Here is a 13,444-nt window from a genome sequence, read left to right as displayed (position 1 = left end):
AGGACTTTATTTTATAAGGGGAATATAAGTAATGGATATAAATAAGTTTACAACTAAGTTTCAAGAAGCTTTAGCAGAAGGGCAGTCTTACGCATTTCAGCAGAAAGCAACAGAGTTTGGGTCTATACATGTACTAAAAGCTTTGCTAGATCAAAATGATAGTGTTGCAAAAGCTATATTAAGTGTCTGTGGAGTAAGTCTTTCTAAATTTGAGCAAGCAGTAAATGATGCTGTTGAAAATGTTGCTGTATTAGGAAGTGAAAGCTCACAGCAAATTCAACCATCAAGAGATTTAGTTTTAGATTTGCAAAAAATGATGAGCCATGCAAAAGAAAATGGAGATGATTTTGTTTCAAGTGAATTATTTTTGCAAGCTTCAATTGAGGATAAAAGCTTAACTAGTTTATATAATAAATTTGGTATTACAAAAGAGAGAGTTATAAAAGCGGTAAATGATTATCGCGGAGGAGAGAAAGTGAGTAGTCAAAATCAAGAAGATGTTAAAGGTGCTTTAGATAAATATACAGTTGATTTAACAGAGCTAGCAAGAAAAGGAAAGATAGATCCAATTATTGGTAGAGATAGTGAAATCCGTAGAACTATACAGGTATTACAGAGAAGAACAAAGAATAACCCTGTACTAATAGGTGAGCCAGGTGTTGGTAAAACCGCAATAGTTGAGGGATTGGCACAAAGAATAGTTAATAATGAAGTTCCTGAAGGAGTTAAAGGTAAAAAAGTATTATCTTTGGATATGGGTGCATTATTAGCAGGAGCTAAGTTTAGAGGGGATTTTGAAGAGCGTTTAAAAGCTGTATTAAAAGAGTTATCTAAGCAGGAAGGTAATGTAATCCTATTTATAGATGAGTTACATACTATGGTGGGAGCTGGTAAAGCAGAAGGCTCTATGGATGCTGGGAATATGCTTAAACCAGCACTAGCTAGAGGCGAATTAAAGTGCGTTGGGGCGACAACTTTAGATGAGTATCGTGAATATGTAGAGAAAGATGCTGCATTAGAAAGAAGGTTTCAAAAGGTTTTAGTTGATGAGCCAACTGTGGAAGATACTATAGCTATTTTAAGAGGTCTTAAAGAAAGATATGAACTGCATCATGGTGTGAATATAACTGACTCTGCAATAGTTGCTGCAGCTACGCTATCTCATAGATATGTAACAGATAGACAGCTACCAGATAAAGCTATTGATCTAGTTGATGAAGCAGCTAGCCAAATCCGTATGGAAATAGATTCAAAACCAGAAAAGATGGAACAGCTGTATAGAAGAATTATTCAGCTAAAAATGCAAAGAGAACAGCTTAAAAAAGAAAAAGATGAAGCTACTAGAAAGAGATTGGAAATATTAGAAGAAGAAATAAAAGGACTAGAGTCTGAATATAAAGGTTTTGAAGAGCTTTGGAAGGCTGAAAAGCTTAAAATGCAAGGTACTAGTGAGCTAAAAGAAAAACTAGAAAAAGCTAAGTTCGAGCTTGAAAAATATCAAAGAGCAGGCGATTTAAGTAAAATGGCTGAACTGCAATATGGGAAAATTCCTGAGTTAGAAGCTCAAATAAAAGAAATAGAGAAAACACAAGCAGAACCTTCTGAATCTAAACTTGTTAGAACATCTGTTACAGAAAGTGAAATTGCTGATGTTGTATCTAAAGCAACTGGTATTCCCGTATCAAAAATGATGGAAGGAGAAAAAGAAAAACTTCTACACATGGAAGAATTTTTACATAAGAGAGTGATAGGGCAAAATCAAGCTATTAAAGCGGTATCAAATGCTGTTAGAAGATCAAGGTCTGGTTTATCTGATCCTAATAGACCTATCGGTTCATTTATGTTTTTAGGACCAACAGGAGTTGGTAAAACTGAGTTAACTAAAGCTTTGGCAGAGTTCTTGTTTGATGATGAGAATGCAATGCTTAGGGTAGATATGTCAGAGTTTATGGAGAAGCATTCTGTAGCTAGGCTTATAGGAGCACCTCCAGGATACGTTGGCTATGAGCAAGGTGGTTATTTGACTGAGCATGTTAGAAGAAAACCATATTCTGTGATACTTCTTGATGAGGTAGAAAAAGCTCATGCTGATGTATTTAACATCTTGCTCCAAGTGTTGGATGATGGTCGTTTGACAGATGGTCAAGGTAGAACAGTAGACTTTAAGAATACTGTGATAGTTATGACATCGAACCTTGGCTCTCATAGAATACAAGAAATGCAAGGTGAGGATTATGATAAAGTTAAATCAGCTGTTATGGAAATGGTATTAACACACTTTAGACCAGAATTTGTAAACAGAGTTGATGATGCTATTGTATTTGAACCTTTAGATAAAGAAATGATAGCTCAGATAGCTAAGATTCAGATTAAGCGTTTAGAGAAACGCTTAAGAGACTTGGAAATAGGCTTAGAAGTTACTCCAGAAGCTATGGATAAGTTGGCAGAAGCTGGTTTTGATCCTGTATTTGGGGCAAGACCACTGAAAAGAGCTATACAGACTAACTTAGAAAACCCATTAGCTTTAAAACTTTTAGATGGAGAATTTAAGGCTGGTGAGAAAATCATAGTTAATGTTGATGAAAATAAAAATATAACTTTTTCTAAATAATTTATAATCTTTAAAATTTCTAAATCTTTATTTTTTATAAAATCAATAAACCTTTATAGTATATAATCATAATTAGATACATTATCTTTTTATAGGAGTAGTCGTGAAAAAAATATTGTTTACTATTATGGTTATTTTACCAATGTTTGGGTTTTCAGTATCTGTAACAGATCAAATTACCAATAATGGCGTTGTACAGAGCAATATTGATAAGAATACCGTAAATAATGCTTATTCTATTTATAAAAAATGGAGAAGTAGTCAAGAGCAGAGTGAAGATCCTGATGCTCCTCAATTCGATGAGGAAGATGAGCAAAGGTCTTAATAAATTTTATTTTTTTATATTCAAATTTGCAGCTTTTATAAATTGAGTCCAGTCATACGGAAGTAGGTTATGACCTCCAGATCTGATGTGATAACTTACTATGCCTATTTTCGGATCATCAACTTTTGGTTGCTCAGCTGGTAAAGTAACCTCTTCTCCAAATAAAGCATAAACTGGAGTGGTTGCTTTTGCAGATAGGAATTCTCCTTTTGGATCTGCCCATTGGTCATCATTTGCACTAGCGACATATAGAGGTCTAGGAGCTATTAAAGATAACAACATATGCTGATCAAGTGGTAAAGATTGTGGATCACTATTATACTTTTTGAAGTTATCTGAGAACCAATGAGGGAACTCAGTGTTTATAGAATATACAGTTTCGCCATATTCTCTTTTTGTTAAGCTAGCTCCACCCATTCCAGAATCAACGGATATAACCATAGCAAAATTTTGATCTAAAGCTCCTGCCCATAAAGCAGCTTTCCCTAGTCTAGAAAAACCATATACAAGTATCTCTTTCTGATTAACAAGCGGCTCATCTTTTAAAGCTTTTGAAATTTCTATCAGTCCCCATGACCATAGGCTAATAGCAGAGTATTGTTTTGGATCTTTAATGCTAGAAGAGACATTGTCATAAACTTTATCGGGACTGTCAGGTGCGACATCTCCATAATATGCTGTTACAAAACCATAACCGTTATCTATAATATCTCCTAAGCTATATCTATAAGCCCTTATACCTCTAGATTTTTCTGTGAATTTATCATCAACAACAGCTCCAGCAGGATCATCAGGCTTTTGACAAATGCTAGAGTTAGCCCAGTTAGAGTCTATTAGTACTTTAGAATCTTTTGTGATGCTTTGATTTCCACAAAAGTTATACCCTAAAAATACAGGATAGTTTTCTTTACCTTGTTTAGGAAAGTACATTAATAAGTATACTTTAGTTTCTCCTATAGTAACTTCAGCTTGCTGTTCAATAGCTTTTCCATTTAAAGCATTATCGTCTTTTTGAGTAATCTTGTAGCTTATTGAAACATTATCATTTGGGACATTGCCATAAACGTTATCTTTAAATAGTTTAATTATTTCTAAACGTCTCTTTTGCCATTGTTCAGGATTAGTAACCTTTTCATCATTTTCCATAGTTAAAGGATCTACCAGCTTATATTCAGGAACTTTACTTTCATCATAATTTATATCTCCAATAGCATATAAATTATTAAAGCAGAATAAACTAATTAAGGTTAGAAAATATATTTTTGTACGATTAAGCATAGCTATTTAAATATAGTAAGTACTGACTTAAAGTATATTTAGGTTAGTGAAGGTCTTCAAGCAAAAGGCTACCTTTTTCTTATTAGGTTAACCCCGTCCCCAATTGGAATAATACAAGCATCAACACGACTATCGTTGTGAATTATAGAGTTTAGTTTTCTAATAGTTTCTGTTTGTGAGTCTATATGATTTTTATCAGCTACTTTGCCAGACCAAAGAACATTATCAATAGCTATAACTCCACCATTATTCAGTAGTTTTAAAGACTCTTCATAATAGTTAATATAGTTTTCTTTATCAGCATCAATATAGATGAAGTCAAGTTTTAAGCCATCTTTTTGCAGTTTTTCTAAAGTCTCTAGAGCAGGGGCTATGTGTAACTGAATTTTGTCTTTTACATTCGCTTTTTCCCAGTATTTTATATATGGTTTTATAAAACTATCATTTATGTCACAAGCATATATTTTGCCATTATCTGGTAAAGCTTCAGCCATTGCTAAAGTCCCAAAACCTCTAAAAACTCCAACTTCTAATATTAGCTTAGCATTAAGCATTTTTATTATAAGGCTTATCATTTGAATCTGATTTGGAGAACTAAGCATATGAGAGTATTCATCACTCTGAGCGTTTTCAAAAAGCTCCATAACTATAGGGCTTAAGTTAATAGAGCTCTCATCAATATAGGTTTGTAAGTTTTGATTATTTAGTAAAGTGTTTATAGACATACTTACTATAAATTTATATGAATTATATTAGAAGAATATTGAAGATTTAGAGTGTATACAAAGAAAAATATGGCGTATTATTTTTCTTTATTTAGAGAAAAAGTCCAGAACCAGAAGATTAAAGAGTAAACTCCCCACCATTCGACAATGCTTTGATTCTTATATGTTTGAGCCATAAAAAGTGAAACAATAGCCACTATTAAAGTAATTCCTATAGCTATTCTTCTTAGTGTTACAGGTAGTTTATTAACTTTGCTTGTATATTTACTTTCTATTATGGTGTACCAAACTTGGCAGATTGTCATCGATACAAAAAATATTCCTACAGCTTTTAAATGAAGTTGCATAATGGTTTTATCACCGTCTATTACTGCTGTACCTATTACTAAGCCTATGCAGCCAATAGTTGATATCCATAGCATTATGTTTGCTTGTTTAGTAACTTTAGGGTTATTGCTGCTTATATGAATTAACCATTCTTTTATGAAAAAGAAAATTACAGCCATTAATGTTGCAGTAGGTATTAAAATCGCTTTTAACATATATGATTCATATGGAAAGAAACCAGCATGTGTAATATCAGAACAACCTGATATAAAAGGAAGGCATAATTGATTATGACCATTTATGACAGAAACTATATATGTAATGAAAAATAAAACAGCTACTGATATAGTAGTAAATGAAATTAATTTTTTAGGATTAAATCTAGCAGTCATCATTAAAAGAGATTTAACTTTTTAGTTCTTTAATCCTAGCACATTACAACTAAATTACTAGTTAAATAAGGTAGCCTTATTGTTTATTTAGTAACTTAGAAGATAAATTTTTTAAGAAAAGGAGAGAGTTTATGAGAGGTTTAAAATTTTTACCATGTATCTTAATTTCTGTATTATTTTTCAGCAATAGTTTCTCTCTGGAGTCAACAGAGCAAGAAATCATAGTAAATGATCAACAAATAAGTAGTGAAGGACAATTAGAGCTTGCTGATGATGTTAGCAGTAAGGCTAAAGAAACTGCAAAAAATTTAGATTCTGCTGATCCAACTCCGCAGCAAAGTGTTAAGAATAATAACTTTATGCATAAAATAAGCTAGAGAAAAGAACAGTTTTTTATAAATTATATGTAAACTTTATGATAGTAATAATATTGTCTTCTTAAGAAAGCATTATGAAGCTATTACGCTTTGTGTTGTTTATTGGCTCTATTTTGTTTGTGAATATAACTTTTTCATTAGAGAATACAGTATCAAAAGATATTACAATTATTTCTAAAGGTAAGTTAGATAGTGAAGGTCACATGAAAGTTGAGACTAGTAATAATTATCATGAAGATAATAAAGCACTTTCAAAGATAAATTAATATTATTTGCTTCATAGTATAAAAAGCCTTAGTATTTATCTTTTTTTTATCTATGTTATAATTTTCAAATATTTTTATGTCTGAAATACTATTTAGAAGGTTTTATTTATGCCGTTTGTTGTTACGGAAAGCTGTATAAAATGTAAATATGGTGATTGTGTTGAAGTTTGTCCTGTAGACTGTTTTTATGAAGGTCCTAATATGCTTGTCATTAATCCTGATGAGTGTATTGATTGTGCTTTGTGTGAGCCAGAGTGTCCTGTAAATGCTATTAAGTCAAGTGATGATTTAACAGAGGCAGAAGAGCAAATGTTAGATTTAAATAGAGAGCTTGCTGGGGTTTGGCCAAATATCGTTGAAAAGTGCGAGCCTTTTGAGGATGCTGATAATTGGGCTTCAGTTCCAGATAAGTTAAAATACTTAGAAAAATAATGTCAAAGGCATCAGGATTTTTGAATAAACCATCTTTTATAATTCTAGATAGAGATGGTGTTATAAACGTTGATTCTGATCATTATATTAAGTCTGTAGATGAATGGATTCCTGAGAAGGGAAGCATTGATGCGATAATAAAATTATCAAAATTAAATATTCCAGTGGCTGTAGCAACTAATCAATCAGGAATTGGCAGAGGTTATTTTAGCTATGCCGAGGTTTTAAAAATGCATGCAAAATTTTTAGAGCTACTTGGGGAACACGCTAATATTATTAAATATATTTCTCTTTGTCCTCATTTACCCGAGATTGATTGTGATTGTAGAAAACCTAAAACTGGTTTATTAACTGAGATAGCTGCTAAATTAAATATAGTGTTTGATAAAAATGTATTCTTTGTTGGAGATTCTTTTAAAGATATTGAAGTAGCTAGAAAAGTAGGGTGTACACCTGTTTTAGTGAAGACAGGAAAAGGAAAAAAAGTGTATAATGAGCATAAAGCAGAGTTAAATGACTGCCAAATTTATGAGAATTTAAATGCTTTTGTGGAGACTATTAAATGAAGCTTTTTATAAAAAAAATATGGAACCTATTGATGTTAGCTAGGATGACAGCTTTTCATCTGTACTCTTATGCGGTAATAGGCGGTAGTTGTATTCTTATTAATATTTTTACATTTTTTAAGCTCCCAATTTCTTGGCGCATGGCTGTTTGCTATGTATGGACATATCTATATTGGATAGGCATGTTAGTTTTTTTACAAGTTTATATTAGAGTTACTGGTAGAGAAAATATAGATAAAGATTACCCTTGTATATATGTTTCTAAACATCAGTCAATGTTAGAGACTTTCCTATTTTATGGGTTTATAGGGAAGTGTCATTTTATTATGAAAAAGGAGCTTTTTGAGGCTCCAATATTTGGTACTGCTATGGAAAATCTTGGCAGTATAGCAATAGATAGAGAAAAACCTAGAGAGTCTTTGAAGAAAGTTGTTACTGATGGAAAGGAAAGTCTTAAAAATGGTATAAATGTAGTAATTTTTCCAGAAGGTACTAGAGTTGCAATAGGTGAATACCCAGAGTTTCAGCGTTCAGCAATGAAGCTTGCCACAGATGCAAATGTACCTATTATTCCAGTTGCACATAATTTTGGCAAATTCTTTCCTAAAGGTTTTAATGTAATTAAGCCAGGAATAGCTAGAATGCATTTTGGCAAAAGAATAGATCCAAATGATTATGATTCTAAAGAACTTACAGCATATTGTCATAAAGTCATCACAGAAAAAACAAAAGAATTTAAAGGTTAGTTAAGGCAGTGAAATGAAAAAAATATGGCGAGCTATACTTTTATTTAGAATGCAGGTTTTTAAGTTTTACGCTTATATAACTTTGCTTTTTTGTTGTGTTCTAATGAATATAGTAGGTGCATTGAAAGCCCCTTTACAAGTTAGGCTTTTTGTTTGTTGGCTGTGGTCATTTTTATATCGCCTTGGAGTTTTGTTTATTCTTCAGATTTATGTAAAAGTTGAAGGTAAAGAAAACATCTTAAAAGAACCATGTATATATGTTTCAAAGCATCAATCAATGTTAGAAACCTTTATGTTTTATGGTTTGGTCTATAGATGTTGTTTTGCTATGAAAAAAGAATTAATGGAAAAGCCTATCTTCGGAAAAGCACAATTTCATGCTGAGGCAATACCTGTCGATAGGGAGCATAGTATTTCCGCTTTAAGAAATGTTTTAGCTGAGGGCAAGGATAGAGTTTCAAATAAAAAGCTAAGCATTATCGTATTTCCGGAAGGCACTAGAGTGGCTGTTGGAGAGTATCCAAAATTTCATCGTTCAGCAATGAAACTTGCTACAGTTACTGGTGCGATGATTGTTCCAGTATCACATAATTTTGGAGCATATTTTGGTCGCAGAAAAGGTGACTTTATGAAACCAGGAATAGCAAGGATGACATTTGGATCACCAATAAACCCAAATGATTATAATGTTAAAGATCTTACTGAAAAATGCTATGACATTATAAACTTTAGAACAAAAGAGCTTGGCGGCTAATCTTTACTAAAATAAGTAATAATAGGATTATGGTCTGAGATTTTATTACAATCTAAAGCTAAAGCTTTTTCTAACTTTAAATCTCTATACAATACGAAATCTAAAGGATTGTTTTGGAAAGATTTAATAAGCTCTTTACCATCTAAAAAAGCTACCTTAAAATTAAACTCTCTACAAAAATCCTTTATAAGTTTAATCCTTGTTCTATTCCAAGTATTAAAATCACCAGCAATAATAATAGGGTTTTTGTTGTTTTTGAGATTTAGAAATTCTTTTATTCTCTCAAATTCATATTCATATACTTTATTGCTTTTGAAATTAATAGCATGAATGTTTACTATTATTAAAGTTTGCTTTCCAAATGAAAAATGGCTTATTAAAGATGCTTTATGTGTGTTTATAACAGATTCTTTATGTGTTGTTAAAATCCTTATGTTTTTTTTTGTAGGAATATGGCTAGCAGTTGTTACACCATAGTCATGGTTTTTAAGAGCTATATTTGAAGCGAAGTTGATATGAAATTTGCTTATTGGAAATGTCGTAGCATCAGAGTACTTTGATTCCTGAAGGCAAAATATATCGATATTATGTTCATCATGAGTAGCTTGAATATATTTATTAAAAAGTTCAGTTCTTTTATGATCAATTTTAAAAATATTCCAACTCATCAAACAGAAGTTTTCTGGTATCTTGTCAAAGATCTCTTCGTCAAACATAGCTTCTTGTATAAACACTTGTAGTAAATATTATACTTAAAAAAATATAAATAATTTAGTTAGATTTGTTAGAAGCTATTCTAAGAACAATATAGCCAATAGTTCCAGATAAAATAGAGCCTATTAAAACTCCTAATTTAACTAGGTTTAAAGTATAGTTATCATCAAATGCTAAGGTTCCTATAAATAAACTCATAGTGAATCCAACTCCACAAATAAGTCCTATGCCATATAGTTGTAAGAGAGAAAATTCTTTTACTATATTAAAAAGAGAGGTTTTTCTTAAGATATAAATAGAAGAGAAAATACCTATTTGCTTTCCAATAAATAGTCCAAGAATTATTCCAATAGTCACAGGCTCTAATAACATTGATAAATTGAAATTTGAAAAATTGATTCCAGCATTAGCAAAGGCAAAAATAGGTAGTATAAAGTATATAATCCAAGGCTCTAGTCCATCTTCTAGGAGTTTTATAGGAGACTTGCCTTCATCATTGTTAAAAGGAATACATAATGCTGTTGCAACACCAGCTAGAGTTCCATGGACACCTGACTTTATAGTACATGCCCAAGCAAAAAATCCTAAAACGAGATAAATCGATGTTCTTTTAATATTTAAGAAAAGGTTGCAAATGATCATTATAAAAATAAAAAATAAACCTAAAGCTAAAGATAAAATAGATAGATCAGATGTGTAAAAAACAGCAATAATAATAATTGCGGCTATATCGTCAAAAATAGCTATTGTGACTACTAGGAGTTTGAGTTTTGGAGATATTTTTGAGCCTAACAGAGCAAGAATTCCTAGTGTAAAAGCTATATCTGTTGCTGAAGGAATAGCCCATCCAGATAATAAATCTGAGTGGTTTATATTTATTAAAAAATAAATCAATGAAGGTATAACCAAACCAGTCATTGCTATAATAGCCGGGTTTATTAGGTTTGATGGTTTAGATAATATGCCGCTACTAATCTCTCTTTTAATTTCTAAGCCAATGTATAAGAAATATATTGCCATTAACCCATCATTTATCCACTGAAGTAAATTTTTATCAATTTTTAACTCATTAATACCAATAGATGCATGTACAGATTCAAGGATATTATAATAATCTGCAAAACTACTATTATTAACAATCATTGCTAAGATGGCTGCTATAAAGAGTAATGAGCCACCGATAATTTCTTGCTTGTTGCTACTAGAGTTGCTCATTTGATAATTGATATAAAATTCTTATCTAGAAGTATTATGTACTAATTTGATGAATAACTCTACCACCAGCCTAGGTGACAGAATAATTGCCACCATTGACACTGTTGTTGAGGAGCTGAATTATTATTTACAGGCGTATCATTAGGCTCTTGAGATTCCTCATTCGAAGTAGAATCGTCAGAGTCTATACCTTTTAGAGAGTTTACTGCATTTTCATCTGAGAAATCTCCTATATACTGGCAACCTGGTATGACACTATCTTGTCTGTCAGTTACACAGCTTTGTATAGCGAAGGAAAGATTATTTAAAGTTATTAACATAATAAAAGCCAATATAGTTTTTTTCATATTTTATTCCTTATATCCAGATGGAGCAAAAATTAAAGTTTCTCCGCCATTAATTGTAGTATGAATTTTTATAAATCCACTTTCTAAGATATTTACTGAGTCTATATAGTTACTGGTAAAGGGTTCAGTAATACCAATATCTTCATTGCTGTTAGGAAGCTGTCCATATAAAGAGTAATATTCAGCAACATGATTATTGCATACTCTTAAAGCCTCATGTATTTCAGCAGCTTTTGCTCTATTTGAATAAGAATTATAAAGAGGTATAGCTATAGCTGCGATTATGCTTAAAATAGTTATTACAACCATTAACTCTATAAGAGAAAACCCTTTGCGTTTCTTAAACACTAGTGAAATATATGCATAAAACTTTGCGATTGAAGTATTTTATATTAAATTAATTTATATGAAAATTAAGTTACAGCAGAAAAGGGTTTTATAATAAAAATAGTTAATTAACAGATATTCTTTTATATTTTATTTTTGTAATTTGGTCATAGTTATCGCCTAATCTGCGTTTTTTATCTTCGATGTAAGCATCATAGTTTCCTTCAAACCAAACAACTTCACTATTACCCTCAAAAGCAAGCATGTGAGTAGCTACACGATTTAGGAACCATCTATCATGCGAGATAACCATAATACATCCAGGGAAAGCTAATATGGCTTCCTCTAAGGCTCTTAATGTTTCAACATCTAAGTCGTTTGTAGGTTCATCTAGTAGGATAACATTACCACCGCTTCTAAGTAGCTTAGCAAGGTGAACACGATTTCTCTCACCACCTGATAGTTGAGAAATATATTTTTGTTGATCTGCACCCTTGAAGTTAAATCTGCCAACATATTGACGCGATGGGATAGTAAACTTACCAACAGTGATTACATCTAAGCCATCTGCAATTTCCTCCCAAACAGTTTTGTTATCGTTTAGGGCATCACGTGATTGATCTACATAAGCTAGATTCACAGTTTCTCCAATATTTATATTACCAGCATCAGGAGTTTCTTTGTTTGTCAGCATTTTAAAGAAAGTTGATTTACCAGCACCGTTGGCACCAATAATCCCGACAATCGAACCTGGATATACATCCATATCAAGACCATCGATTAGTAGTTTGTCATCAAACGATTTAACAAGGTCTTTGACCTTGATTACATTATTTCCTAGACGTTCTCCAGGTGGAATATATAACTCTTGAGTTTCATTACGTTTTTGGAACTCTTGAGAGCTTAACTCATCAAATTTTGCTAATCTTGCTTTTGATTTTGCTTGTCGACCTTTAGCATTTTGGCGCACCCACTCTAGTTCTTCTTTAAGTGCTTTTTGATGTGAAGATTCACGTTTTTCTTCCATTTCTAAACGTTTTTGTTTTTGCTCAAGCCACTCTGAGTAGTTACCTTTAAATGGGATACCTTCTCCTCTGTCGAGCTCTAGAATCCATTCAGCAACATTATCTAAGAAATATCTATCATGGGTAATAGCGACAACTGTACCTTTGTACTCAGCTAGGAACTTCTCTAACCATGCTACTGATTCAGCATCTAAGTGGTTAGTAGGCTCATCTAGAAGTAAAATGTCAGGGGTTGATAGAAGTAATTTACATAAAGCAACACGACGAGCTTCACCACCAGATAATTTAGTAACATCAGCATCCCATGGCGGTAAACGCAGTGCTTCTGCAGCAACTTCAAGTTTACGGTCAATTTCCCATGCCCCAGCTGTATCGATAGCATTTTGAAGTTCACCTTGCTCTTCCAAGAGTTTTGCCATTTCATCATCAGACATTGGCTCGCAGAACTTCATACTTATCTCATCAAAGCGAGTAAGCATATCTTTTAAGTGAGAAAGAGCTTCTTCTACATTTCCCCTTACATCCTTTGTTTCATCTAGCTTAGGCTCTTGAGGAAGGTATCCAATTTTTACACCTTTGCGAGGAGCTGCTTCACCAATAATCTCAGTATCTATACCAGCCATGATTCTAAGAAGAGTTGATTTACCAGAGCCGTTAAGACCAAGAACACCAATTTTTGCACCATCAAAGAAAGATAAAGAAATATCTTTTAGTATATATTTGTTAGGAGGAACAACTTTTCCTACTCTATGCATTGAATAAATATATTTTTCAGACATTTAGTAACCCTAAATTTATTTTTTAACGGCTAATTATAGCATTTTATAACTATTTTAGTTTCAGATTTTAGATATTGAAAAATGAATGTTTAATAAAATTTATTAAATATTTTCTTAAAGTTACTAAAAAACTTTTTAAAAATATAATAATTGTATGATAATTTAAATTATAAAAAATTCTTATTTAATATTTTATGAATAAAAGATTTTATATCCTTTTTACAGTTTTAATATTTTC

At 31.9% G+C, this 13,444-nt stretch carries 16 protein-coding genes; 8 read left to right on the top strand and 8 right to left on the bottom strand.

The genetic code is table 11. The annotated features are described in order from the left end of the window. The first annotated feature begins 31 nt into the window (after positions 1–31). Both clpB and KX01_RS01355 read left to right on the top strand, forming a co-directional pair. Complete coding sequence (clpB, locus tag KX01_RS01360; RefSeq protein WP_071663291.1) at positions 32–2,611, top strand: ATP-dependent chaperone ClpB; 2,580 nt, start codon at positions 32–34, stop codon at positions 2,609–2,611. A gap of 103 nt (positions 2,612–2,714) precedes the next feature. Continuing rightward, on the top strand, positions 2,715–2,936 hold the full coding sequence (locus KX01_RS01355; protein ID WP_071663290.1) for a hypothetical protein: 222 nt from the start codon (positions 2,715–2,717) through the stop codon (positions 2,934–2,936). 6 nt (positions 2,937–2,942) lie between these two features. Here the strand turns inward: KX01_RS01355 and KX01_RS01350 are convergent, their stop codons facing one another. The 3 genes from KX01_RS01350 to KX01_RS01340 form a co-directional block, all read right to left on the bottom strand. After that, a complete protein-coding gene (locus KX01_RS01350) occupies positions 2,943–4,214 on the bottom strand; it encodes a glucuronyl esterase domain-containing protein (protein WP_071663289.1) in 1,272 nt (423 codons plus the stop codon). A 68-nt stretch (positions 4,215–4,282) separates the two neighbouring features. Next, a complete protein-coding gene (locus tag KX01_RS01345; RefSeq protein WP_071663288.1) occupies positions 4,283–4,939 on the bottom strand; it encodes an O-methyltransferase in 657 nt (218 codons plus the stop codon). Positions 4,940–5,016: 77 nt separating this feature from the next. Beyond that, positions 5,017–5,658: a Frag1/DRAM/Sfk1 family protein gene (locus tag KX01_RS01340; protein WP_071664717.1), complete on the bottom strand. Its 642-nt coding sequence runs from the start codon at positions 5,656–5,658 to the stop codon at positions 5,017–5,019. 131 nt (positions 5,659–5,789) lie between these two features. Here KX01_RS01340 and KX01_RS01335 point away from each other — a divergent pair, with 131 nt between their 5' ends. From KX01_RS01335 to KX01_RS01310, 6 genes are all read left to right on the top strand, one after another. After that, positions 5,790–6,035, top strand: a complete 246-nt coding sequence (locus tag KX01_RS01335; RefSeq protein ID WP_071663287.1) for a hypothetical protein — start codon at positions 5,790–5,792, stop codon at positions 6,033–6,035. A gap of 74 nt (positions 6,036–6,109) precedes the next feature. Beyond that, on the top strand, positions 6,110–6,301 hold the full coding sequence (locus tag KX01_RS01330; RefSeq protein WP_071663286.1) for a hypothetical protein: 192 nt from the start codon (positions 6,110–6,112) through the stop codon (positions 6,299–6,301). Positions 6,302–6,409: 108 nt separating this feature from the next. After that, entirely contained in the window at positions 6,410–6,733 is a 324-nt protein-coding gene (fdxA, locus tag KX01_RS01325; RefSeq protein WP_071663285.1) for a ferredoxin FdxA, read from the top strand. Further along, positions 6,733–7,299: a D-glycero-beta-D-manno-heptose 1,7-bisphosphate 7-phosphatase gene (gene gmhB / locus KX01_RS01320; RefSeq protein WP_071663284.1), complete on the top strand. Its 567-nt coding sequence runs from the start codon at positions 6,733–6,735 to the stop codon at positions 7,297–7,299. The genes fdxA and gmhB overlap by 1 nt, the downstream gene beginning before the upstream one ends. Further along, complete coding sequence (locus KX01_RS01315; RefSeq protein ID WP_071663283.1) at positions 7,296–8,045, top strand: lysophospholipid acyltransferase family protein; 750 nt, start codon at positions 7,296–7,298, stop codon at positions 8,043–8,045. Before gmhB ends, KX01_RS01315 begins: the two co-directional genes overlap by 4 nt. 13 nt (positions 8,046–8,058) lie before the next feature. Continuing rightward, positions 8,059–8,799, top strand: a complete 741-nt coding sequence (locus KX01_RS01310) for a lysophospholipid acyltransferase family protein (protein WP_071663282.1) — start codon at positions 8,059–8,061, stop codon at positions 8,797–8,799. On the opposite strand, the gene KX01_RS01305 is transcribed toward KX01_RS01310, so the two are convergent. The 5 genes from KX01_RS01305 to ettA form a co-directional block, all read right to left on the bottom strand. Beyond that, positions 8,796–9,515 (bottom strand): endonuclease/exonuclease/phosphatase family protein, encoded by a 720-nt coding sequence (locus tag KX01_RS01305; protein WP_071664716.1) that lies wholly within the window; start codon positions 9,513–9,515, stop codon positions 8,796–8,798. The genes KX01_RS01310 and KX01_RS01305 overlap by 4 nt on opposite strands. Positions 9,516–9,570: 55 nt before the next feature. Further along, a complete protein-coding gene (nhaA, locus tag KX01_RS01300; protein ID WP_071663281.1) occupies positions 9,571–10,728 on the bottom strand; it encodes a Na+/H+ antiporter NhaA in 1,158 nt (385 codons plus the stop codon). A gap of 59 nt (positions 10,729–10,787) precedes the next feature. After that, positions 10,788–11,075, bottom strand: a complete 288-nt coding sequence (locus KX01_RS01295) for a hypothetical protein (RefSeq protein ID WP_071663280.1) — start codon at positions 11,073–11,075, stop codon at positions 10,788–10,790. Positions 11,076–11,078: 3 nt separating this feature from the next. Next, the gene (locus KX01_RS01290) at positions 11,079–11,384 is read right to left on the bottom strand and encodes a pilin (protein ID WP_083578878.1); all 306 of its coding nucleotides are present in this window, start codon (positions 11,382–11,384) and stop codon (positions 11,079–11,081) included. Between the two features lie 142 nt (positions 11,385–11,526). After that, positions 11,527–13,206 (bottom strand): energy-dependent translational throttle protein EttA, encoded by a 1,680-nt coding sequence (gene ettA / locus KX01_RS01285; RefSeq protein ID WP_071663278.1) that lies wholly within the window; start codon positions 13,204–13,206, stop codon positions 11,527–11,529. Between the last annotated feature and the right edge of the window lie 238 nt (positions 13,207–13,444).

The organism is Francisella frigiditurris, from assembly GCF_001880225.1.
Taxonomy (GTDB): domain Bacteria; phylum Pseudomonadota; class Gammaproteobacteria; order Francisellales; family Francisellaceae; genus Francisella; species Francisella frigiditurris.
The sequence above is the reverse complement of the archived record's forward strand: the minus strand, read 5'-3'. Positions and strand labels throughout refer to the sequence as shown.

Excerpts from the sequence above, each read along its gene's own strand:
- nhaA (WP_071663281.1), bottom strand. The coding sequence starts at position 10,728 with ATGAGCAACTCTAGTAGCAACAAGCAAGAAATTATCGGTGGCTCATTA.
- KX01_RS01315 (WP_071663283.1), top strand. The coding sequence starts at position 7,296 with ATGAAGCTTTTTATAAAAAAAATATGGAACCTATTGATGTTAGCTAGG.
- KX01_RS01350 (WP_071663289.1), bottom strand. The coding sequence starts at position 4,214 with ATGCTTAATCGTACAAAAATATATTTTCTAACCTTAATTAGTTTATTC.
- ettA (WP_071663278.1), bottom strand. The coding sequence starts at position 13,206 with ATGTCTGAAAAATATATTTATTCAATGCATAGAGTAGGAAAAGTTGTT.
- clpB (WP_071663291.1), top strand. The coding sequence starts at position 32 with ATGGATATAAATAAGTTTACAACTAAGTTTCAAGAAGCTTTAGCAGAA.
- KX01_RS01305 (WP_071664716.1), bottom strand. The coding sequence starts at position 9,515 with ATGTTTGACGAAGAGATCTTTGACAAGATACCAGAAAACTTCTGTTTG.
- KX01_RS01345 (WP_071663288.1), bottom strand. The coding sequence starts at position 4,939 with ATGTCTATAAACACTTTACTAAATAATCAAAACTTACAAACCTATATT.
- KX01_RS01290 (WP_083578878.1), bottom strand. The coding sequence starts at position 11,384 with ATGGTTGTAATAACTATTTTAAGCATAATCGCAGCTATAGCTATACCT.
- KX01_RS01330 (WP_071663286.1), top strand. The coding sequence starts at position 6,110 with ATGAAGCTATTACGCTTTGTGTTGTTTATTGGCTCTATTTTGTTTGTG.
- gmhB (WP_071663284.1), top strand. The coding sequence starts at position 6,733 with ATGTCAAAGGCATCAGGATTTTTGAATAAACCATCTTTTATAATTCTA.
- KX01_RS01340 (WP_071664717.1), bottom strand. The coding sequence starts at position 5,658 with ATGACTGCTAGATTTAATCCTAAAAAATTAATTTCATTTACTACTATA.
- KX01_RS01310 (WP_071663282.1), top strand. The coding sequence starts at position 8,059 with ATGAAAAAAATATGGCGAGCTATACTTTTATTTAGAATGCAGGTTTTT.
- fdxA (WP_071663285.1), top strand. The coding sequence starts at position 6,410 with ATGCCGTTTGTTGTTACGGAAAGCTGTATAAAATGTAAATATGGTGAT.
- KX01_RS01335 (WP_071663287.1), top strand. The coding sequence starts at position 5,790 with ATGAGAGGTTTAAAATTTTTACCATGTATCTTAATTTCTGTATTATTT.
- KX01_RS01295 (WP_071663280.1), bottom strand. The coding sequence starts at position 11,075 with ATGAAAAAAACTATATTGGCTTTTATTATGTTAATAACTTTAAATAAT.